We start from the raw sequence: 22095 nt of genomic DNA on the forward strand, positions 1-22095 counted from the left end.
TGGATAAAACAAGATCTGATGACGGGAACAAGTACCCAACGAAACGGATAACCAGAGAGGAAGCGCCGTGGCTGAGAGTGCTTTCGTATCACGACTTGGTGAATGACATCCCCGAAGACCGCAGTGAACAGGCGAGGTATTGGCCTCGATTCTTCAGTAACTGGCAGGCGTGCGCCGGCGTTAACGGCTAACAAGTGGGATAGCCTTTTTCCATAAGGCTGTTCAAACAGGGTGGCACCACGGGAGTATAACCAGTCTCTCGCCCCTGACATGTGGCGAATTGCCGAATGTCAGGAGGCGAGGGACTTTTTTATTTGTCAGCAAAAAAAGTTGTCTCATCCTGGAGGTTTGGCGTAGCCCAAGTTTTTCAAAAGACATGGAGGTTCGAGAGGAATGACGAGAATCCAGATTCCCCGCGGTACGCAGGATATTATGCCCGGTACCGTAGAGCTGTGGCACTACGTGGAGGCAAAAGCCCGCGAGCTGTGCCGCCGCTTTAACTACGCGGAAATTCGCACGCCGCTGTTCGAGAGCACGGAGCTGTTCCAGCGGGGTGTAGGCGAGACGACGGACATCGTGGAAAAAGAAATGTACAGCGTGGCCAACCCGCGCAGCAACGATGCGCTCACGCTGCGTCCGGAAGGGACGGCGGGCGTCGTTCGTTCCTATGTGGAAAACAAGCTGTACGGTTCGCCAAATCAACCCACCAAGCTGTACTACCTCGGGCCAATGTTCCGGCACGAGCGTCCGCAGGCGGGTCGCTACCGCCAATTCGTGCAATTCGGGGCAGAAGCAATCGGTTCGAGCGATCCGGCGATTGATGCCGAAGTGATCGGGCTTGCCATCCGGCTGTACCAGGAGCTGGGACTGACAGGGCTGTCCGTCGAGCTGAACAGCGTCGGGACGGTAGAAGACCGGGCGCGCCACCGCGAGCATCTGCTGGCGCATCTGAACGGCGTGCGCTCCGAGCTGTGTGCAGATTGCCAGTCCCGGATGGACCGCAATCCGCTGCGCGTACTCGATTGCAAAAACGAAAAATGCAAGACATTGACGAAAGACGCTCCATCCATTCTGGATTACTTGAGCGAAGAGTCGGCGGCCCACTTTGAGGCGGTGAAAGAATATCTGACTGCGCTCGACATTCCGTACCATGTCAACCCGCGTCTGGTTCGCGGACTGGATTACTACACACTGACCGCTTTTGAAATCAAGATGGCGGAGATTGGCGCGGTGGAAACGCTTTGCGGCGGCGGTCGCTACAACGGCCTGGTCGCAGAGCTGGGCGGCGACGACATGCCGGGAATCGGCTTTGCGCTCAGCATCGAGCGCTTGCTGCTTGCGCTGGAAAAGCAGGGCGTACAGTTGCCGATTACAGGCGGAATCGATTGCTTCGTCGCCGTGCAGACGCCGGAAGCGAAAAAAGGCGCGTTTATTCTCGTCGACCAACTGCGTCAGGCGGGCGTGTCTGCTGAGCTGGACTACCTCGACCGGAAAATGAAAGCGCAACTGAAGCAGGCGGATCGGCTGTCTGCCCGTTTCACCGCGATCATCGGGGAGTCCGAGCTGGCCAACGGCACAGTCGTGCTGAAGGAAATGGCAACAGGCGAACAGCAGGAGATCAAGCAGGACGAATTCGTCTCTGTTCTGGCTGCAAAAGTGCAACAAGCAAACGAATAAACCAAAAGTGGAGGAAATCAACATGTCTTGGCAATATCGCACCGTACATTGCGGTGAAGTGACAACCGAACACGTAGGACAGGAAATCGTACTGAACGGCTGGGTGCAAAAGCGCCGTGACCTTGGCGGAGTCATTTTCATCGACTTCCGCGACCGCACCGGAATCGTGCAAATCGTCTTCAATCCGGAGCACAACAAGCCAGCGTGGGAAGCCGCTGACAAAGTGCGCAGCGAGTACGTTCTGGTGGTAAAAGGCAGCGTTGTAAAACGTGCGCCGGAAGCGGTCAATCCGAAGTTGAAAACGGGAGAAGTCGAGGTTCACATTTCCGAAATCCATATTTTGAACGATGCCAAAACGCCTCCGTTCCCAATCGAGGACGACATCGACGTCGATGAGCAGGTTCGCCTGAAATACCGCTACCTCGACCTGCGCCGTCCGGAAATGCAACGCTCCCTGATGTTGCGCAGCAAAGCGGCGAAAGCATTCCGCGACTACCTGGACGAGAACGGCTTCGTGGAAGTGGAGACGCCGATGCTGACCAAGAGTACGCCAGAGGGCGCGCGCGACTACCTCGTGCCATCCCGCGTACATCCCGGCGAGTTCTACGCGCTGCCGCAATCGCCACAGCTGTTCAAGCAGCTTTTGATGGTATCCGGTCTGGAGCGCTACTACCAGATCGTGCGCTGCTTCCGCGACGAAGACTTGCGCGCTGACCGCCAGCCTGAGTTTACCCAGGTGGACATCGAAACATCCTTCCTGTCGATGGAAGAAATTTTGCCGATGATGGAAAAAATGGTCGCGCACGTGTTCAAGCAAACGATTGGCGTGGACATTCCGACTCCATTCCCGCGCCTGACTTATGCGGAAGCGATGGCTCGCTACGGCTCTGACAAACCGGACGTACGCTTCGGCATGGAACTGACAGACGTATCCGATCTGGTTGCGACAAGCGACTTCAAAGTTTTCGCAAGCGTAGTCGCTGGCGGCGGACAGGTAAAAGCGATCAACGCCAAAGGCTGCGGCCACTACTCCCGCAAGGAAGCGGATGACTTGCAAAAATTCGCGGCCCGCTACGGTGCGAAAGGACTTGCGTACATGGGCTTCAAGGACGGCGAAGTAAAAGGCCCGATTGCCAAGTTCTTTAAAGAAGAAGAGATTAACGAACTGAAAAAGCGTCTCGAAGCAGAAGAGGGCGACCTGCTCCTGTTCGTGGCCGACAAGCCAAAAGTCGTCGCAGACGCCTTGGGCGCCCTGCGCTCCAAACTGGGTGCGGAGCTTGGCCTGATCGACCACAGCAAGTTCGCGTTCCTGTGGGTGGTAGACTTCCCGCTGCTGGAGTGGGATGAGGAAGCAAAACGCTACGTGGCACTGCACCATCCGTTCACTCGTCCAAAAGACGAAGACCTGCACCTGTTCGACACCGATCCGGGGCAAATCCGTGCGCAAGCATACGACATGGTGTTGAACGGCTACGAGCTGGGCGGCGGTTCCATGCGGATTTTCAAACGCGACGTACAGGAAAAAATGTTCAAGGCACTCGGCTTTACAAAAGAAGAAGCGCATGAGCAATTCGGCTTCCTGCTCGATGCATTCGAGTACGGCACGCCTCCGCACGGCGGAATCGCGCTCGGCCTGGACCGCCTGATTATGCTGCTGGCTGGCCGTAACAACCTGCGCGAAGTCATCGCGTTCCCGAAAACAGCAAGCGCGAGCGACCTGATGGTCAATGCGCCGGATGTGGTAGCGCCGAAGCAGCTGACAGAGCTGTCGATCGCCACACTGGCAAAAGAAGAAGAAAAGGTAGAAGCGTAACCGACTTGCGCAACTGCATGGCTGTTTGATACAGTGGTAATACTACTACCAAGCCCTGCGATGTTCGTGACATCCGAAAGTTTTGAGCCACAAATTTTGTTTCGGGAGTTTTTCGTCCGCAATTGTAAAGACATGCCTCCGTCGAGTGGACGTCTGCAACAATTGGGCAAGACACCCACCTGCGATTAGCAGGTTCAAAACCAAGGAGCTACACGGCATTCTGGGGCTCCTTTTTTCTTTGTGATTCCTACTTTTCCGATTGACTATGAATTTACTTGCGAATGAAAGGTGAAACTTACGATGCTTCATCAATTTTCCCGTTGCGAATTGGCCATCGGTCCCGAAGGTTTGGAAAAAATGAAAAATAGCCGCGTCGCCGTTCTCGGTGTGGGCGGTGTTGGTTCTTTTACAGTGGAAGCGCTTGCCCGGACAGGTGTCGGCAAGCTCGTGCTGGTAGACAAGGACGTGGTTGACATCACCAACATCAACCGGCAGATTCACGCGAACTTGAACACCATCGGACAAAAAAAGGCAGAGCTGATGAAAGAGCGGATCGCCGCGATCAATCCGGAATGCGAAGTCGTGACGCTCAACATGTTTTACAACAACGAGACGGCCGAGCAACTGTTTGCCCATGAACTGGACTACATCGTGGACGCCATGGATACGATGTCGGCCAAGCTGCATCTGATCCAGGAGGCGAAGCGCCGCCGCATTCCGATCATCTCCAGCATGGGGGCGGCGAACAAGATGGACCCGACCCGTTTTGAGGTCGCAGATATTTCCCAGACAAGCTATGACCCGATTGCCAAGGTGATTCGCCGCGAGCTGCGCAAAAAAGGCATTTACAAAGGTGTCAAGGTAGTGTATTCCAAAGAAATTCCGGTGACTGTGCGCACAGATGTGCGGGAAAAAATCGTGACCAACCCGGATTCTCCGATCAGCAAAGTGCGGCAGCCTCCTGCAAGCAACGCTTTTGTTCCATCTGTAGCGGGCCTGATTCTGGCCAGCGTCGTCGTGCGTGACCTGCTGGACTGGCAGCCCGTAAAAGGATAGGATAGCATGAGCGATCTGTTTTCGTATGCCTATGACCAGGAAGGGGGCCGCAAGCAAAAGCCGCTCGCTGCGCGCATGCGGCCCAGGACGATTCAGGAAGTGATCGGCCAATCGCACATTCTGGCGCCGGGCAAGCTGCTGCGTCGGGCGATTGAAGCGGATCAAGTATCGTCGCTTATTTTTTACGGTCCGCCCGGCACGGGAAAGACGACGTTGGCAAAAGTGATTGCCCGCACGACCCGCACACATTTTTCCGAGTTGAACGCAGTCACGGCAGGGGTAGCGGACATCCGCAAAGTCGTGGATGCAGCCAAAGAGCGGCTCGTCATGGACAACCAGCGGACGACGCTGTTCGTCGACGAGATTCACCGCTTCAACAAGTCCCAGCAGGACGCGCTTCTTCCCTACGTGGAGGAAGGGACGATCATTTTGATTGGCGCTACGACGGAAAATCCTTTTTTCGAGGTCAATCCGGCCTTGCTGTCCCGCTCGCAAGTGTTTGCCTTGCAGGCGCTGTCACATGACGAACTGCGGCAGGTGATGGAGCGGGCGCTGACCGATGAGGAAAACGGATTGGCAGAACTGGCCGTCACCGTGACGAAGGAAGCCGCCGAGCACTTGATCCAGTATGCGGAAGGAGACGCCAGACGGCTGCTGAATGCGTTGGAGCTTGCGGTGACGACGACGCCTCCTGATCCGGACGGCGGCGTGACGGTGACGCTGGATGTAGCTGTAGAGTCCATCCAGCGCCGCGCCGTTCGCTACGACAAAAGCGGCGACAATCATTACGACACGATTTCGGCTTTTATCAAATCGATTCGCGGCTCCGATCCGGATGCTGCGCTTTATTGGCTGGCGAGGATGATTGATGCGGGTGAAGATCCCCGGTTTATTTCGCGCCGACTGGTGATTTCGGCTTCCGAAGACATTGGAAATGCAGACCCGCAAGCGATCTCGGTTGCGGTTGCCTGCTTTCAGGCGGTAGAATTGGTGGGGATGCCGGAAGGACGAATCCCTCTGGCCCAGGCAACGACGTATTTGGCGACAGCGCCGAAAAGCAATGCGGCCTACAACGGAATCAACTCCGCGCTGGAGCGGATTCGCACGGATGGCCACAAGCCGGTTCCGATCCATTTGCGGGATTCGGCGTACAAGGGCGCAGCCAAGCTGGGACACGGTCAGGGATACCTGTACCCGCACGACTACCCGTATGGATATGTACCCCAAAAGTATCTGCCTGATGGTGTGAATTATTCGTTCTACCAGCCAAAAGATTTTGGCTACGAGCGGCATATCCGGCGCTTCCAGGAAGAGCGGAAAAAGCTGGATGCTCGCGGATTGCCGAAGAAAAACTCCCCCGAATAACAGGGGGAGCATTCCATCAGGTGCGGACGTTGCCGCCTGGTTTGTTCGGCAAATCGCCGTTTTCATTCGGCTGTTTGCTCTGTTCGCTTGCCCCGAAGCGGGCTTTGTGGGCAATGGTGCCCGCAGGCTGGTCGTACAAGGTGGCGGACGGGTGGTTGCGTCCTCGTTCCGAGCGCTTGTTCGTTGCCATTTTGCTTTCACCCCCCTAAGATGCTAGTGTGTCCCGGGACGCCCAAGTCATGTAGGGTAAGGGAGTGGGTAAACACAAGAAAAAGAGGAGAGTTGTTACGTGAAAATTTCTACGAAAGGACGCTACGGACTGACGATCATGATGGAGCTGGCCAACCGGGTAGGGGAAGGGCCGACCTCCTTGCGCAGCATTGCCCAGAAGCATGAACTGTCCGAGCATTATTTGGAGCAGCTGATTGCGCCTTTGCGCAACGCAGGATTGGTAAAAAGCATTCGCGGAGCCTACGGCGGCTACGTTTTGGCAAAACAGCCGGATGAAATCTCTGCCGGAGATGTCATTCGTGTACTGGAAGGGCCAATCAGCCCGGTTGAGTTTGCAGAAGAAGAGGACCCGGCGAAGCGCCAGCTGTGGCTGCGCATTCGCGACAGCATTTCCGCGGTGCTCGATTCGACCTCGCTGCAAGATTTGATTAGCTATGAAGATGACGGACATACCGATAACTATATGTTTTACATTTAAGCAATTTCAGCACGGCTGCCAAGCCAGTAGAAGGTGACACTTTTGTCTGACATGTTGTATTTTGACCACGCTGCTACGACTCCGGTGCATCCCCGTGTACTTGCAGCGATGACTCCATACTTAACGCAAGTATTTGGCAACCCGTCCAGTGTCCACGGCGCCGGACGCGAGGCGCGCAAGGCACTGGAACAAGCGCGGGATACGATCGCGGGCTTTATGGATGCCGATCCGCAATCGCTCATCTTCACCAGCGGCGGGACGGAAGCGGACAATATGGCGATCATTGGCGGGGCGATGGTGCAGCGCGAACGCGGCCGCCATGTCATTACGACCCGGATTGAACACCACGCGGTCCTGCATGCTTGTGAATTTTTGGAGCAGGCAGGTTTTGAAGTGACGTATCTGCCTGTAGACAGAACAGGCTCTGTCCGGCTGGAAGATGTGAAGCAGGCTGTCCGCCCGGATACCGTGCTCGTCTCGATCATGTACGGCAACAACGAGGTTGGAACGATCCAGCCTATTGAAGAAATCGGCGCTTTCCTGCGGGAAAAAGGCATTGTTTTTCACACGGATGCCGTACAGGCATTCGGCGTGTTGCCGATTCAGGCAAAACAGCTTCCGGTGGACATGCTCTCTGTGTCCGCGCACAAAATCAACGGCCCCAAAGGTGTAGGGGCCCTGTATCTCGGACGCAAGGTACCGATCTCGCCGATTTTGCACGGCGGGTCGCAGGAACGCAAGCGCAGGGCGGGAACGGAAAACCTGGCTGGCATCGTCGGCTTTGCCGAAGCTGTCAAAGTCGCAGCGGAGGAGATGGCGGATCGCGTTGCCAAATACGGGGAAATGAAGGCCGCCATGCTCGCCGTTTGGGAAGAGGCAGGAATTGCCTACCATGTAAATGGACACCCGACAAGCGTACTGCCGCATATTCTCAACGTCAGCTTCCCTGGCGTGCACACGGAAACGATGCTGATGAACCTCGATCTGTCACGAATCGCAGCAGCCAGCGGCTCGGCGTGCACGTCAGGCTCTCTGGAGCTGTCGCACGTGCTCGTGGCGATGCAGTTGGAAGACGAAATTGCCCGGTCCGCGATCCGTTTCAGTTTCGGCATTACGAACACCGTCGAGGAAGCAAGACAAGCCGCGCAGACAGTGGTGCAAATCGTCAACCGCCTCGTGCGCAGCAAGTAAATGGAACACACCACAAACCAACAGGAACCGCCCGGAAGCAGGAAAGTGCCTCCGGGCGGTTTTTGTTGGCTTTGCTTTTTGAGCGAATTGTCAAATTATTTTCACTTGTGGTTAAATGTGGAAGATGATGGTAAAATGACTCTGTAGAACCATGCCGGAAGAACCAAGTTTTTCGCATCTTAATCAAGGAGAGGAAAAATGATGATGGCCAGACGATACTCGATTCGCTACAAACTGGTGCTGACAATTCTCTTTCTGACCGTCCTTCCACTGATGATCGTCGGGTATATCCAGTTTGAAAGTGCGCGGAGTGCCGTATATCGGCTGACTGTTTCCGATTTGCAATACATAACCAAACTGAAGGCGCGGGAGCTGGTCCCTTACGTCCAGACGACGACCTTAAACGAAGCAAGTAGACAGAAAATTGACGAAATCGTACGCGATGTGGCAGAGAGCTACTACAAGCCGAATGGAATGGTCGGCTATGCCTATATTGTCGATGAAAAAGGCGTGGCGCTTTTCCATCCGGAAGCAAACGTGCAAAATACTTCGCTCGCCGGCGAAGCGTTCATGCAGGAGATGCTCGGTAAAAAGAGCGGCTGGCTGGAATACGAGTTCCAGGGGGCCACAAAGCTGGTCGTGTACGAAGCCTTGCCGAACGGATGGATTCTCGCGATTGGCAGTTATCAGAACGACTTGCTTGCGACAATCGAGAGCAACCGTCCGCTCATGTTTCTCCTGAATCTGCTGAGCGCAATCGTGGCGCTTGCTACCGGGATTTTTATCGTCAGCAAGCTCGTTCGTCCGCTGAAAGAGCTGGTGGCCGCGATGAAGGCAGCAGAGGGAGGCGATCTGACCAGGCGGGTAACGGTCCGCTCGCGGGACGAGCTTGGCGAGCTGTCTGCGATGTACAACGAAATGATGGAAGTGTTCTGCAACATGTTAAGCGAGGTGCAGCGTGTCTCCCAACAGGTGGCGGCTGCCTCCGAGGAATTGACGGCCAGCGCCGCAGAAAGCGCCCGCGCCGCGGAGCAAGTCTCGCTCGCCTCCACAGAGATTGCGACTGGTTCGGAGGTGCAAAAACAGACGGTAGCGGATACGACGCGCTTTTTGACGCGAATCGGCGGCGACATCGAGCAAATCGCAACCGCCACAGAACAGGTCAATACCGATGCGACACAGGCGTTTCGCCTGGCGCAGGATGGCGGGGACAAGCTGAAAGAGCTTGTGCAGGAGATGGACGAGATTACGACCCGCGCCCGCCATACGGAGCAGGTCATTCGCGAGCTGGGCATGCAATCGGAAAAAATTATCGGAATCATCACGATCATCCGGCAAATTTCCGAACAAACGAACCTTCTCGCACTGAATGCGGCGATTGAAGCGGCACGCGCCGGCGAACAGGGAAGAAGCTTCGCTGTCGTCGCGCAGGAAGTGCGCAAGCTGGCAGAACAGTCAGGAAATGCGGCAGAAGAAATCGCCTCGTTGATTCATACGATCCATACCGACATTTTGGCTGCTGTCCAGGCGATGGGGACGACGACAGAAGCGGTTCAGGCAGGGCGGGGCGGTGTAGCCGTTGCGGGAGAAAGCTTCCAGCAAATTTTGATCGCCGTCCAGGACGTCAGCCAGCAGGTGAACCGGATGAATGAGGCGGCACAGGGCATTCACCGCGATACGCTCCGGCTCGTCGAACACTCCGAAAAAATTGCCGAGCTGGCGGAGACAGCCGCGAAGGATACGCAGGAGGTAGCGGCCGCTTCCGAACAGCAGACTGCGACGACCGAGGAAATGACGGCGGCTGCAGAGACACTGGCCCAGATGGCGGAGCAGTTGTCAGAGCAAGTAAAACGCTTTACAATTTAAAACGTATGACTACGAGAAAAATCCACTTTCCTTGTCAAAGTGGATTTTTCTGTTCGTGCCACTTTGCTCGTCTTGGAGCAGGCAAGAGAGGAGAAGGTGAGATGGAGGAGCAGCAATCAATCTCCCTGTTTGCGGAACCCTTTATTCGCGGATATGTGACACAAGAAATTTTTTACAATGAAGAAACGTGGTACGGCGTCATTCGTCTTAAAATAGAAGAGACGACAGAAGCGATCAAGGAATCGGAAGTCATCATTGTCGGCAACTTCCCTCGGCCTCACCCGGAGGAGCTGTATACGTTCTACGGCGAGTGGAAGACCCATGCGCGCTTCGGGCAGCAGTACGCGGTCAAGCGTTACGAGCGGGAAACGCCGAAGACGCTGTCTGGCGTGGAGCGCTATTTGGCCAGCGGGCTGTTTCAGGGCATCGGCAAAAAGATGGCAAAGCGCATCGTCGAACACCTTGGCGTAGATGCCTTGACGATTATCGCCGATCATCCCGAGCGGCTTGCCGAAATCCAGGGCATTTCCGAATCGCGGGCCAAGCTGATTTACGAGTCCGTCCTGGAGCACCGCTCACTGGAGAGTGCGATGGTCTTTCTGTACGACTTCGGGATTGGCGTGAACATGGCGCTCCGAATTTACCAGACGTACAAGCTGGAGACGATGACAGTGCTCAAGGAAGAGCCGTATCGCTTGATCGAGGATGTCGTCGGGATCGGGTTCAAGCGGGCTGACGATATTGCCCGCGCGACCGGTATAGCCGCTTCGTCGGAAGAACGCGTAAAAGCGGCGGCCTTGTTCGTGCTCCAGGAGGCGTCCTATTCGGAAGGACACGTCTACTTGCCTGTTGATGAGCTATGTGAGAAGACGCTCGGCCTGTTGACGGAATGCGGCGGGCATGTTTTTTCCGGGGAAGACATTTTGCACGCTGTCGAGGCTTTGTTTGTTGCAAGCAAGGTCGCCTGGGAGGACGAGCGCGTCTATTTGCCTTCCCTGTTTTTTGCGGAGCTGGGTCTGGCGAACAAGCTGCGGCAGTTTGCCAAGCGGGATTCATTCGGATCGTTTCCGGCCTCGGAATTTTACCGTGCCCTGGGAGCCGTGGAGGACGAGCTGGGAATCAGCTATGCCCAGACGCAGCGGGATGCGATTGAACAGGCGATTACGTCCGGGCTGATGCTGCTCACAGGTGGACCGGGTACGGGCAAAACGACGGTAATTCGCGGGATTTGCCGCGTCTTTTCGCAGTTGCATGGACTGTCGCTCGATCTGAAAAAATACAACGAAGAAAATCCTTTCCCGATTTTGCTCGTGGCTCCGACCGGGCGCGCTGCCAAACGGATGACGGAGACGACAGGTCTGCCTGCGATGACGATCCATCGTCTGTTGGGCTACAAAGGCGAGAGCTTCGAGCACGACGCCGAGAATCCGATTCGCGGACGGCTGCTGATCGTGGACGAAATGTCGATGGTCGATGTCTGGCTGGCAAACCAACTGTTTCGCTCCGTGCCGGACGACATGCAGGTGATTATGGTTGGCGACCCTGACCAGCTGCCGTCCGTTGGCCCAGGCAACGTGTTGCTCGACATGATCCGCTCCGGGCTGCTGCCGATGGTGCAGTTGACGGAAATTTACCGCCAGGCTGAAGAGTCCACGATCATCCGGCTGGCGCATGATGTGCGCAAAGGGCACGTCCCGGCCGATTTGCTCGATACGACGCCGGATCGGCGATTTTTCACAAGTTCGCCACAAGATGTTCCCGAAGTGGTGAAACAAATTTGTCTGGGAGCCGTAAAAAAAGGATATACGGCAAAAGATGTACAGGTTTTGGCGCCTATTTATAAAGGAAGCGCCGGGGTAAACCGGCTGAATGAAGAACTGCAAGAGCTGTTCAACCCGAAAACCCCGCAAAAGCGCGAGGTGAAGTTCGGGGACACGACTTTTCGCACAGGCGACAAGGTTCTGCAGTTGGTGAATAATGCCGAAGAACAGGTGTTCAACGGCGATATGGGTGAAATTGTTGCGATATTTTTCCCGAACGAAAACGCAGAGAACCAGGAAATGCTGGTTGCTGCTTTCGACAATCGGGAGGTGGTGTACAGGCGTTCGGATTACCATCAGCTGACGCTTGCCTACTGCTGTTCCGTACACAAATCACAAGGGAGCGAATTTCCGATCGTCGTCATGCCGTTTGTCAAAAGCTACTACCGGATGCTCAGGCGCAAGCTCGTATATACGGGCATTACGCGGAGCAAATCATTCCTCATCATGTGCGGGGAGCCGGATGCGTTTCGTGCAGCCGTGGAAGCCGACGAAGAAGGAGTGCGGTACAGCTTTTTGCAGGAACGGCTGCAGCAGGAGTGAAGCTGGAACCATTTGCGCCGAATGGACATGCTGCTTTCGCCCGATACTAAAAGAGCGGAAGGGGGATGTCCCACATGCGCAAGGCAATGGATGCAGTCGGTTTGCCAGTCGTTTGCCTCCAAACCGGAGAGACGCTTGGCACCGTACGTGACATTCTTTGCGACTCCACTTGGCATGTACGAGGAGTCTTGCTGAGCGAACAGGGTTGGTTCCATTCAGGTACCTATATTCCTACCGAGCAGATTCATGCGGTAGGGGAGTCCTGCCTTACCGTAACGGGAAAAGACGCGATCACGCCCTTGCCTCATCTCGCCGGGATTGAACCTGTCGGCATCGTGACGGGAAAAATGAAGCTAAAAGGAAAAGCGGTGATTACCGCTTCCGGAGAACTCCTTGGCAGGCTGGAAGATGTTTACTTTTCAGCGAACTGGGAGAAACTTGTAGGGTACGAACTGTCCAACGGCTGGTTTGCAGATGTGACAGAAGGGCGCAAGCGTCTGCCTGCACCGGCTTCCGTCATCATCGGGGAGGACAACCTGATCGTGCCGGACTTTGTTCGTACCTAGGCGTGATAAGGGAGGAAAAGCGTGATGCGTGTCATTTGCCCGAACTGCAGTTCCAAAGATGTAGGGAAGATTGGAACCAATCAATACTACTGCTGGAATTGCTTTATAGAGATGAGCGTTTCCAACGAGCAGATTGCTTCTGTCTACCAGGTGGAGGAAGACGGATCCTTGCATTCGCTCAACGATCTGTTTATTGAAGATCAAACGGTTTCCGCACAACTGAACATGTAGCTACTCCTTCATGTGAAGAAAAACAACTGGAGGTGGCACGCTTGTTTACTCGAAGTTTATTGCGCGTCCTTGCCACAAGCGGAATTGTGGCTGTCATCGGATATTTGATAGCCCCGCGCCGCCGCAGCCGTTTTTCGCTGAATTGGAAGCAGTTGCCCTTCTCCATGCGGGATATGACTCGCATGATGAAGACAGGCCGCAAGCTGATGCGTGCAGTTACCCGTTAACGAGACATGATGGCAACAGGAACGTTCAAAAGCACCCGAGCATAGAATGAGTTCGGGTGCTTTTTTGTGCAGCAAAAAGCTCCGTCGCACAAAGAGGACGGAGCTTTGGTTCAAAGATGTTTAGTTTTGTTCGGCCAGTCGCTTTTGCTGCTGGCTTTTCATGCGTCCGATCAACAGCACGCCGACGACGACAGCGACGATGAACACCCATTTGACCCATGGGTACGCGGTGAAGAACGGTGCCAGGAATTTTTCGGTTGTCACCATGCTGGCGGCGGTGTAAGCGAGGACGGCAGCCCCGATGTAGATCACAATCGGGAAACGCTCCATGATTTTCAAAATCAGCGTGCTGCCCCACACCATGATCGGTACACTGATGACCAGTCCGACGATGACGAGCAGAAAATCACCATGTGCGGCACCGGCAACAGCGATGACGTTATCGAGACCCATGACCGTATCGGCCACGATGATGGTCCAGATCGCAGCGCCAAGGCTTCCGCTAGGCTTCATGTTTTCTTCGCCGTCATCCGAGACGAGCAGCTTGAGGGCAATCCACATCAGGATCAGGCCACCGACAAGCAAAAGACCAGGGATTTTCAGCAGCCAGACAACGGCGAGTGTTGCCAAAGCACGGATGATAATTGCACCGACCGTTCCCAGGATGATTGCCTTTTTTTGCTGTTCGGCGGGCAGATTTCGCGCGGCCATCCCGATTACGATGGCGTTGTCACCGGCCAACACGAGGTCGATGACGACGATCGCGAGCAGGGCAGACCAAAATTCAGGTTGCAGCAGTAGTTCCATTTTCTCTTCCTCCTCCTCATCCTGTTTGAAGATAAAAGCGAGTTATCCTCCGGCCGTTTTCTTGATACCTCCTATAGTGTTTGTAACGGGGGCAAAAAAGAAAACGACCTTTCCCTGGACAGGCAAAGGTCGTTTGAAAACAAAAAAAGACCTTTTACCTGACAGGCAAAGGTCTTGCTTACAACATCGCAAAAAGCATGTTGCCAACATAGCCGGGGATTTCTCCCGTAATGACGACTATGTTGCGAAAAAGCTACTCCCCTTTGGAGATATCCTCTTGTAAATACATACTACTTCGGTGTTTTCCGGGTGTCAATAGGGTACATGATTTTTGTGCGAAGAACACACCCTAATGGAAATGGAGAGGAGGTGTCCTTCGTGGATGAACTGCGCCGAAGCCGCCTGTTTGCTGCTGCGCTTTGGCTGATCGCGCTGCTCGTCATCGGCAATTTGCTGTGGATGATTCGCCCGGTTCTCGCACAGCTGTTTGCTCTTTTGGAGGAAGTGCTGATTCCCATCATCCTGGGTCTGGTGATCGCGTACCTGCTTCACCCGATTGTCGTTTTGCTGGAAAAAAGGAGAGTTCCCCGGCTGATGGCTGTCCTGCTTATTTACGCTTCGTTTGTGCTGGTTATCACAATCGCCGTCATCAACGCCATTCCCGTTTTCACGAATCAGTTGGTGGAGCTGTCCGACGACTTGCCCCGGCTGATGGACTGGTACTACAAGTGGATGAGCGAGTGGGAGGCATACAAATACTTTTTGCCAGACAGTATCTCGCACGGGGTAGACCGGGTCATCATCCAGTCGCAGGAAGGAATGTCCCACTCCGTAACCAGGCTCGTCAACAACGCGCGTCATTCGCTTGGCAAGCTGTTCGCCTTTGCCATCGTGCCGTTTATCGCCTTTTATTTTCTGAAAGATATGAAGGCGCTGCATGAGACGGGCATGTCCATCGTGCCAAAAGCGTACCGCAAGCAGGTACTCGTCGTCCTGCGGGACATCAACGAATCGCTCGGCAACTACATACATGGGCAGATGATCGTGGCCCTGATCGTCGGGGTGCTGGCTTACCTTGGCTATTGGCTGATCGGGATGCCGTACCCGTTTGTGCTCGCCGCAGTCGTGTGCCTGACGAACATCATTCCCTACATCGGACCATTGATCGGGGCAGCGCCAGCGATGGTCGTCGCCTTGACGATTTCGACGAAAATGCTGCTTTTTGTCATCGTCGTCAACTTGGTCATTCAGGTGCTGGAAGGCAACATCCTGTCGCCCAACATCGTCGGACGCTCGCTGCAGCTGCATCCGCTGACGATCATTGTGGCGCTGCTGGTCGGGGAGACGCTCGGGGGAATTATCGGCCTGATCGTGGCGGTGCCGGTGCTCGCCGTATGCAAGGTGGTCATCAGTCGGATTGCCGTCATGATGCATGAAAGTTGACATCGATCAGGAAAAAAATTTATAATACGAACATATGAGTACAAGCGAGATCAATGAGGGAACGAGTACGTTGCAGACCTTCTACAGAGAGGGGGCTCCACGGTTGAGAGGGCGCTCAGAAGAAGGGCAACCGAAGGCTACTCCTAAGACCGGGCAAAAACCGGCGGGTCGGCACCGTTACATGCCCGTAAAGCGACAGACGATCCGTGCTTTTTTGGCATGAAAGGAAGTCTGTAAGCAGGGTGGTACCGCGAGAAAAAACAGTTCTCGTCCCTGAGGGGATGGGAGCTTTTTTATTTATTTTTGTACAGAGGAGAATGCAGATGAAAAAGCTGACAGGCAATCAGATCCGCAAAATGTTCCTTGACTTTTTTGTGGAGAAAGGACATCGCATCGAGCCGAGCGCTCCGCTTGTTCCAATCGACGATCCATCCTTGCTGTGGATCAACAGTGGCGTGGCGACGCTCAAAAAGTATTTTGACGGCCGCATCATTCCGGACAACCCGCGCATCACCAATTCGCAAAAATCAATCCGTACCAACGATATTGAAAACGTAGGCCGCACAGCTCGCCACCATACCTTCTTCGAGATGCTGGGCAACTTTTCCATTGGCGATTACTTCAAGGCAGAGGCGATTGAGTGGGCATGGGAGTTTTTGACCAGCCCGAAATGGATCGGCTTTGAACCAGAGCGCCTCTCCGTCACCATTCACCCGGAAGACGAGGAAGCGTATGAGCTGTGGAACAAAAAAATCGGCATTCCGGAAGAGCGCATCATCCGTCTGGAAGGCAACTTCTGGGACATCGGCGAAGGTCCGAGCGGTCCGAATACGGAAATTTTCTACGACCGCGGCGAAGAATTCGGCAACGATCCGAACGATCCGGAACTGTATCCGGGCGGGGAAAACGAGCGTTATCTTGAAGTGTGGAACCTGGTGTTCTCCCAGTTCAACCACAACCCGGACGGCACTTACACGCCGCTGCCCAAGAAAAACATCGACACCGGCATGGGGCTGGAGCGGATGGCTTCCATCCTCCAGGGCGTGGACAACAACTTTGAAACAGACCTGCTGTTCCCATTGATCGAGCGGACAAGCGAGATCTCCGGCGTGCAATACAAAACAAGCCCAGAGCTTGACGTAGCGCTGAAAGTGATCGCTGACCACGCCCGTACCGTCGTGTTTGCCATCGGGGACGGAGCGCTTCCTTCCAACGAAGGCCGCGGCTACGTCATTCGCCGCCTGCTGCGCCGCGCTGTGCGCATGGGCAAAAAGCTGGGTGTGGAGAAGCCGTTCCTGTACAGCCTGACTGAGACTGTCGGCAACATGATGGGCGAATTCTACCCAGAGGTTGTGCAAAAACGCGAGTTCATTGAAAAAGTCATTCGCACGGAAGAAGAGCGTTTCCATGAGACGCTGAACGATGGACTGGCGATTCTGTCCGAGATGGTCAAGACGGCAAAAGAAAACGGCCAATCGCAACTGTCCGGTCAGGACGTGTTCAAAATGTACGACACTTACGGTTTCCCGGTCGATCTGACAGAGGACTTCGCCAGCGAGCAAGGTCTGACAGTGGATCGCGATGGCTTCGACAAGGCGATGGAAGAACAGCGCGAACGTGCGCGTGCAGCCCGCCAGGACGTAGACAGCATGCAAATCCAGGGCGGTCCGCTGTCCGAATTGACGGTTACAAGCCAGTTTGTTGGTTATACTGAATTGGTAGCAACAGGAAAAGTCGAAGCGATCATTTTCGACAACCAGTTGGCTGACGAAGCAGAAGAAGGGCAAACTGTACAGGTCATTCTCGATCAAACTCCGTTCTACGCAGAAAGCGGCGGTCAGATCAACGACGAGGGATACCTGCTCTCCGATTCTGTCAAAGCGCGCGTGACAGATGTACAAAAAGGGCCAAAAGGCCAAAACGTACACTCTGTCATCATCGAAGCAGGCACACTGCGCAAAGGCGACACTGTACGCGCGGAAGTAAACCGCGAAGCTCGTCTGGCGATTACGAAAAACCATACCGCGACACACTTGCTGCATCAGGCGCTCAAAGACGTACTGGGCACGCACGTCAATCAGGCAGGTTCGCTTGTAGCCCCGGATCGCTTGCGCTTTGACTTCACGCACATCAGCGCGATTACGCCGGAAGAGCTGGAGCGCATCGAAGCGATCGTCAACGAAAAAGTGTGGGAAAACCTGAGCGTGGAAATCTCCAACAAGCCGCTGGCAGAAGCAAAAGCAATGGGGGCCATGGCGCTGTTTGGCGAAAAATACGGCGACATCGTGCGCGTGGTCAAAGTCGGCGACTACAGCCTGGAGCTGTGCGGCGGATGCCATGTCAATAACACGGCCGAAATCGGACTGTTCAAGCTGGTCAGCGAAAGCGGCATCGGGGCGGGTACGCGCCGGATCGAAGCTGTGACTGGCCGTGGGGCTTACCAGTTCTTGAATCAGCAGTTCACCACATTGAAGGAAGTGGCACAGGCACTGAAAGCACCTGTGCTCGCTGAAGCGCCTGCACGCGTAGAAAGCCTGCAGCAGCAGCTCAAGGAAGTGCAGCGTGAAAACGAATCGCTCCGCGCGAAGCTCGGCAACATCGAAGCGGCAGCATTGACCGACCAGCTCAAGCAGGTAGACGGCATGAACGTCCTCGCGGCACGCGTCTCTGCCTCCGATATGGACAACCTGCGCGGCATGGTAGACGAACTGAAAAACAAGCTCGGCTCCGCAGTGATTGTACTCGGCTCTGTCGATGGCGAGAAGGTCAATCTCGTTGCTGGCGTGACCAAAGACCTGATGGATCAAGGCATCCACGCTGGCAAAATCATCAAGGAAGTGGCTACCCGTTGCGGCGGCGGCGGTGGCGGACGTCCTGACATGGCGCAGGCGGGCGGAAAAGACCCTTCCAAGCTGCAAGAAGCACTGGATGCGGTAGCAGAGCTCGTCAAAAGCCAGGCAGTAGCGAAATAGCCGGTCCCGCCAAGAAATTTGCAAAATCGACAAGGAGTAGGTTCCATCCAGGTCGAATACAGTATGGTAGCAAAAAACCGAAACTACCTTTAAGTTTTTAAGGAAATCGAGGTGTTGATTGTGAGTTCGTTGGATAATACCATGAAGTTTACGGTGCCCAAGGAAGCGAATTCGGCGGATGTGCAGGCAACATTGACAGAAGTGTACAAAGCCCTGCAGGAAAAAGGATACAACCCGATCACCCAGATCGTCGGTTACTTGCTTTCTGGCGACCCGGCGTTTATCCCACGCCACAACAACGCGCGTAGCCTGATTAGCAAACTGGAACGGGACAAAATCATAGAAGAGTTGGTGACTGTTTACTTGTCCGAGCGCAAGTAGACCTTGAACATGACGAGATGGATGGGATTGGATGTAGGCGAAAAGACGATTGGCATTGCGGTCAGCGATGAGCTGGGATGGACCGCCCAAGGGGTGGAAACGATCAAGCGGCAATCCAAGGAAAAAGATTTGGCCCGCATCCAGGAATTGGTGGCGCACTATCAGGTAGGTGGATTCGTAGTAGGTTTGCCGAAAAACATGAATGGCACAATCGGACCGCGCGCCGAGCTGTGCCAGGCATTCGGCAGGCTTTTGGAGGAACGGACATCTCTTCCTGTCCACATGTGGGACGAGCGATTGACAACCATGGCAGCAGAGCGCATGCTGATCTCTGCGGATGTCAGCCGTCAAAAGCGCAAAACAGTAATTGACAAAATGGCGGCCACATTAATCCTGCAAGGATTTTTGGACGCAAAATCGAGGTGACCCGAAGTGAGTGAAGAGATGATGGAAGAATTCGAAGTAGGCGACGTGATTGCCCTGACGGAAGAGGGAACAGACGAGCCGCGGGATTTTCGGATCATGTACATTTTTGATATTGAAGACCGCAGCTACCTGGTGCTCGTTCCGGTCGACCAGGAGGAAGAAGAGGAGTACGAGGTTCACTTCCTGCGCTATGACGGTACGGACATGCTCCAGCCAATCGAAGACGATGAAGAGTGGGAGCAAGTAGAAGCGACCTTCGAAACATTGATTGCCGATTTGGAGAAAGACGGAATTTAACATTTGGGGAGGGGGCGTATGCCCTCTCTTTTTTTCTTTCCAAAAACGGTTTGGTAGCCAAAATTCTTTCTTCGCAGTCTTTTTTCGCCAATAAACCGTATACAGTGACAGCGAAAGTCACCTCTTGTATAATAGACGGGATGGAGAGAAGAGACCCTAAAGGGAGGATTTCTAGCTTGAAACCAATGTCAGCGAAGCCTGATTTCAGATCGGACAGACCTGCCACATCTCGGCGCAGGAGAGGCGGCCGGATTGTCATGTGGCTTTTGGCCATGTTTCTCATCGCCCTATTGGCCGCCGGGGGAGCAGCGTGGTACGTGTACGCAGGGCTGCAACCCGTCGATGGCCCGCAAACAGCCAAAAACGTGACGATTCCTACTGGCTCCTCTGTGCGGGAAATCGGCAGACTGCTGGAAGAGCAAGGGCTGATCCGCAATGCCGAGCTGTTCCAGTACTATGTGAAGTACAAAGGGGTGGCCCCGCAGCTGAAGGCAGGGGAGTACCAGTTTACAACAGGACAAGCGATTGACGATATGCTTACGGCGATGGCAGAGGGAAAAACGGTCGTGAATGCCGTTCGCTTTACCATTCCGGAAGGCTGGAACATTGAGCAGATTGCCGAGCATTTGGACAGGGAAGGCATCGTCGGGAAAGCTGCCTTTTTGCAGGAAGTGAACGAAGGAGAGTTCCCGGAATACGAATTTGTGGCCCAGATTCCGCAAAACAAGGAACGCAAGCATCGTCTCGAAGGGTATTTGTTCCCGGAAACGTACGAGGTGAACAAGGACGCCACGGCGCATGAAGTCGTCTCCAAGATGCTGGCCCAATTCGAGAAAGAATGGCAGCCGCAGTGGACAGAGCAGCTCAAACAGCGCGGGCTTACGCTGGACGAAGCGGTCAGCCTCGCGTCCATCGTGGAGCGGGAAGTGACGGTAGACAAGGAGCGGCCCATCGTCGCCGGCGTGTACTACAACCGCATCCGCGATAAATGGCCGCTGCAAGCAGATGCTACGGTGCAGTTTATTTTGGGCAAACAGCGGGATCGGCTGACGTATGAGGATTTGAAGGTGAAAAGCCCGTACAACACGTACCTGAACCCGGGCTTGCCGCCAGGCCCGATTGCCAATCCGGGCAGAGCCTCGCTGGAAGCAGTCGTCAACCCCGCCCAGCACGACTACTTTTTCTACGTCACGAAAAAAGACGGAACATCGGAGCATTACTTTTCCAAAACACTTTCTGAGCACAACGCCAATGATGCAAAAAGCAGGGGAAACTAACCAGGTTCCTCTGCTTTTTTTGGCGAGTTATGCTATAATAATGCGGTTGTAACGAAAGAGGAGTGAAATCATGATAACCAATCCCGCAATCGACGACTACGTGTCGGGCCTGGTTCCGCCGCGATCGCCGCTTTTGGCGCGACTGGAAAAGGAAGCTGCGGAAGAAAATATTCCGATCGTTCAGCTCGCTTCCGCTCAGGTGATGAGAATGCTGCTCTTGCTGCATCGCCCCCAGGCGATTTTGGAGGTAGGGACAGCAATCGGCTATTCGACCATTTGGCTTGCCGAAGCAGCACCGCAGGCGCGGATTGTCACGATGGACATAGATGAAGAACGCCTGGCACGGGCACGGGCCAATGTAGCGGAAGCGGGCTGCGCAGACCGGGTTGAAATATTGTCGCGCGACGCAACGCTTGGACTGCCTGATTTCTATCAGTTCGACTGCCTGTTTATCGACGCGGCAAAAGGACAGTATCGGGCGTTTCTCGATTTGTATTTGCCTTTGCTCCGGGAGGGGGGACTTGTCATCAGCGACAACGTCCTGTTCCGCGGATTGGTGGCGACGCCAGACGAGGCGAGCAAAAGACAAAGACCGATGGTGGACAAGCTGAACGCTTTCAACGCCCATCTGGCGGAGCGGCCGGATTTGGAGACGACGTTCATCCCGGTAGGGGACGGACTGGCGGTCAGCTTGAAAAAACAGATACAGCCGTAGGGTGAAATCGTTAGAAGCAGCATGAGGAAGGGGACATGTGGCATGGGTAACCCCGTACTGATTGGGGTAGCAGGAGGAAGTGGTTCCGGAAAGACCACGGTGGCAAAGGAGCTGTACAACCAGTTCCGCAACGACAGCGTAACGATGATCGAACAAGATTCGTACTACAAGGATCAAAGCCATCTGAGTGTGGAAGAGCGCGCCTTGACGAATTACGACCATCCGTTCGCCTTTGACAACGATCTGCTTTTGTTCCACTTGCAGGAGCTCTTGCAGGGCAGGGCGATCCAAAAGCCGATCTACGATTTCAAGGTGCACAACCGCAAAAGCGAGCAAGTTCGGGTAGACCCGAAGGACGTCATCATTCTCGAAGGGATGCTGATTTTGGAAGACGAGCGGATTCGCAACCTCATGGATATCAAGGTGTTCGTCGACACGGATGCGGACGTGCGCATCGTCCGGCGGATCGTGCGCGACATCGAGGAACGCGGTCGGTCGCTCGAATCTGTGGTCAATCAATATTTGAACGTAGTGCGTCCGATGCACCTGCAGTTCATTGAGCCGACCAAGCGCTATGCGGATGTCATTATTCCCGAGGGCGGCTACAACCGGGTGGCACTCGACCTTTTGTCGACCAAAATCAAAAATATTTTGTTGGAAAAGCGGCAGTCCGCGAAGCTGTAGCATCCCATCCGCTTTTGACCCAAAGCACA

At 54.6% G+C, this 22095-nt stretch carries 21 protein-coding genes and 1 other RNA gene; 20 read left to right on the forward strand and 2 right to left on the reverse strand.

Going from position 1 to position 22095, the window contains the following annotated elements; all coding sequences use genetic code 11:
- Window positions 1-393: 393 nt before the first annotated feature.
- The 5 genes from hisS (at window position 394) to EDM57_RS17425 (ending at window position 5911) form a co-directional block, all read left to right on the forward strand.
- Window positions 394-1677, forward strand: a complete 1284-nt coding sequence (gene hisS / locus EDM57_RS17405; RefSeq protein ID WP_122905958.1) for a histidine--tRNA ligase — start codon at window positions 394-396, stop codon at window positions 1675-1677.
- Between the two features lie 22 nt (window positions 1678-1699).
- Window positions 1700-3490 (forward strand): aspartate--tRNA ligase, encoded by a 1791-nt coding sequence (gene aspS, locus EDM57_RS17410; RefSeq protein WP_122905959.1) that lies wholly within the window; start codon window positions 1700-1702, stop codon window positions 3488-3490.
- A gap of 49 nt (window positions 3491-3539) precedes the next feature.
- A non-coding RNA gene (ssrS, locus tag EDM57_RS17415) (6S RNA) lies at window positions 3540-3721 on the forward strand.
- A 69-nt stretch (window positions 3722-3790) separates the two neighbouring features.
- Window positions 3791-4546 carry a tRNA threonylcarbamoyladenosine dehydratase gene (locus EDM57_RS17420; RefSeq protein WP_122905960.1) on the forward strand — a complete coding sequence of 252 codons (756 nt, stop codon included), beginning with the start codon at window positions 3791-3793 and terminating at the stop codon, window positions 4544-4546.
- Window positions 4547-4552: 6 nt separating this feature from the next.
- The gene (locus EDM57_RS17425; RefSeq protein WP_122905961.1) at window positions 4553-5911 is read left to right on the forward strand and encodes an AAA family ATPase; all 1359 of its coding nucleotides are present in this window, start codon (window positions 4553-4555) and stop codon (window positions 5909-5911) included.
- Between the two features lie 16 nt (window positions 5912-5927).
- On the opposite strand, the gene EDM57_RS23425 is transcribed toward EDM57_RS17425, so the two are convergent.
- Window positions 5928-6101, reverse strand: a complete 174-nt coding sequence (locus tag EDM57_RS23425) for a hypothetical protein (protein ID WP_170163465.1) — start codon at window positions 6099-6101, stop codon at window positions 5928-5930.
- Window positions 6102-6200: 99 nt separating this feature from the next.
- On the opposite strand from EDM57_RS23425, the gene cymR reads away from it, so the two are divergent.
- The 7 genes from cymR (at window position 6201) to EDM57_RS17460 (ending at window position 13064) form a co-directional block, all read left to right on the forward strand.
- Window positions 6201-6620: a cysteine metabolism transcriptional regulator CymR gene (gene cymR / locus EDM57_RS17430; RefSeq protein ID WP_122905962.1), complete on the forward strand. Its 420-nt coding sequence runs from the start codon at window positions 6201-6203 to the stop codon at window positions 6618-6620.
- A 42-nt stretch (window positions 6621-6662) separates the two neighbouring features.
- The gene (locus EDM57_RS17435; protein ID WP_122905963.1) at window positions 6663-7811 is read left to right on the forward strand and encodes a cysteine desulfurase family protein; all 1149 of its coding nucleotides are present in this window, start codon (window positions 6663-6665) and stop codon (window positions 7809-7811) included.
- A gap of 201 nt (window positions 7812-8012) precedes the next feature.
- The gene (locus EDM57_RS17440; RefSeq protein ID WP_122905988.1) at window positions 8013-9677 is read left to right on the forward strand and encodes a methyl-accepting chemotaxis protein; all 1665 of its coding nucleotides are present in this window, start codon (window positions 8013-8015) and stop codon (window positions 9675-9677) included.
- A 101-nt stretch (window positions 9678-9778) separates the two neighbouring features.
- Complete coding sequence (gene recD2 / locus EDM57_RS17445) at window positions 9779-12040, forward strand: SF1B family DNA helicase RecD2 (protein ID WP_122905964.1); 2262 nt, start codon at window positions 9779-9781, stop codon at window positions 12038-12040.
- Between the two features lie 74 nt (window positions 12041-12114).
- Window positions 12115-12606 carry a PRC-barrel domain-containing protein gene (locus tag EDM57_RS17450; protein ID WP_122905965.1) on the forward strand — a complete coding sequence of 164 codons (492 nt, stop codon included), beginning with the start codon at window positions 12115-12117 and terminating at the stop codon, window positions 12604-12606.
- A 24-nt stretch (window positions 12607-12630) separates the two neighbouring features.
- A complete protein-coding gene (locus EDM57_RS17455; protein ID WP_005832479.1) occupies window positions 12631-12837 on the forward strand; it encodes a hypothetical protein in 207 nt (68 codons plus the stop codon).
- Window positions 12838-12869: 32 nt separating this feature from the next.
- Entirely contained in the window at window positions 12870-13064 is a 195-nt protein-coding gene (locus EDM57_RS17460) for a hypothetical protein (protein ID WP_246005837.1), read from the forward strand.
- 120 nt (window positions 13065-13184) lie between these two features.
- Here EDM57_RS17460 and EDM57_RS17465 read toward each other — a convergent pair whose 3' ends face one another.
- Complete coding sequence (locus EDM57_RS17465; protein ID WP_122905967.1) at window positions 13185-13871, reverse strand: TerC family protein; 687 nt, start codon at window positions 13869-13871, stop codon at window positions 13185-13187.
- Window positions 13872-14249: 378 nt separating this feature from the next.
- Here EDM57_RS17465 and EDM57_RS17470 point away from each other — a divergent pair, with 378 nt between their 5' ends.
- The 8 genes from EDM57_RS17470 to udk all read left to right on the forward strand — a co-directional run bounded on the left by EDM57_RS17470 (window position 14250) and on the right by udk (window position 22066).
- Window positions 14250-15314 carry an AI-2E family transporter gene (locus EDM57_RS17470; RefSeq protein ID WP_122905968.1) on the forward strand — a complete coding sequence of 355 codons (1065 nt, stop codon included), beginning with the start codon at window positions 14250-14252 and terminating at the stop codon, window positions 15312-15314.
- Between the two features lie 323 nt (window positions 15315-15637).
- Window positions 15638-18286 carry an alanine--tRNA ligase gene (gene alaS / locus EDM57_RS17480; protein ID WP_122905970.1) on the forward strand — a complete coding sequence of 883 codons (2649 nt, stop codon included), beginning with the start codon at window positions 15638-15640 and terminating at the stop codon, window positions 18284-18286.
- A 120-nt stretch (window positions 18287-18406) separates the two neighbouring features.
- Window positions 18407-18667, forward strand: coding sequence for an IreB family regulatory phosphoprotein (locus EDM57_RS17485; protein WP_122905989.1), 261 nt, complete (start codon window positions 18407-18409; stop codon window positions 18665-18667).
- A gap of 9 nt (window positions 18668-18676) precedes the next feature.
- Complete coding sequence (ruvX, locus tag EDM57_RS17490) at window positions 18677-19093, forward strand: Holliday junction resolvase RuvX (protein WP_122905971.1); 417 nt, start codon at window positions 18677-18679, stop codon at window positions 19091-19093.
- A gap of 6 nt (window positions 19094-19099) precedes the next feature.
- Window positions 19100-19390 carry a DUF1292 domain-containing protein gene (locus tag EDM57_RS17495; RefSeq protein ID WP_122905972.1) on the forward strand — a complete coding sequence of 97 codons (291 nt, stop codon included), beginning with the start codon at window positions 19100-19102 and terminating at the stop codon, window positions 19388-19390.
- 176 nt (window positions 19391-19566) lie between these two features.
- A complete protein-coding gene (gene mltG, locus EDM57_RS17500; protein WP_211338261.1) occupies window positions 19567-20667 on the forward strand; it encodes an endolytic transglycosylase MltG in 1101 nt (366 codons plus the stop codon).
- Window positions 20668-20737: 70 nt separating this feature from the next.
- Complete coding sequence (locus EDM57_RS17505) at window positions 20738-21382, forward strand: O-methyltransferase (protein ID WP_122905974.1); 645 nt, start codon at window positions 20738-20740, stop codon at window positions 21380-21382.
- A 42-nt stretch (window positions 21383-21424) separates the two neighbouring features.
- Entirely contained in the window at window positions 21425-22066 is a 642-nt protein-coding gene (udk, locus tag EDM57_RS17510) for a uridine kinase (RefSeq protein ID WP_122905975.1), read from the forward strand.
- Window positions 22067-22095 lie beyond the last annotated feature (29 nt).

It is taken from the genome of Brevibacillus gelatini (genome assembly GCF_003710935.1).
Classification (GTDB): domain Bacteria; phylum Bacillota; class Bacilli; order Brevibacillales; family Brevibacillaceae; genus Brevibacillus; species Brevibacillus gelatini.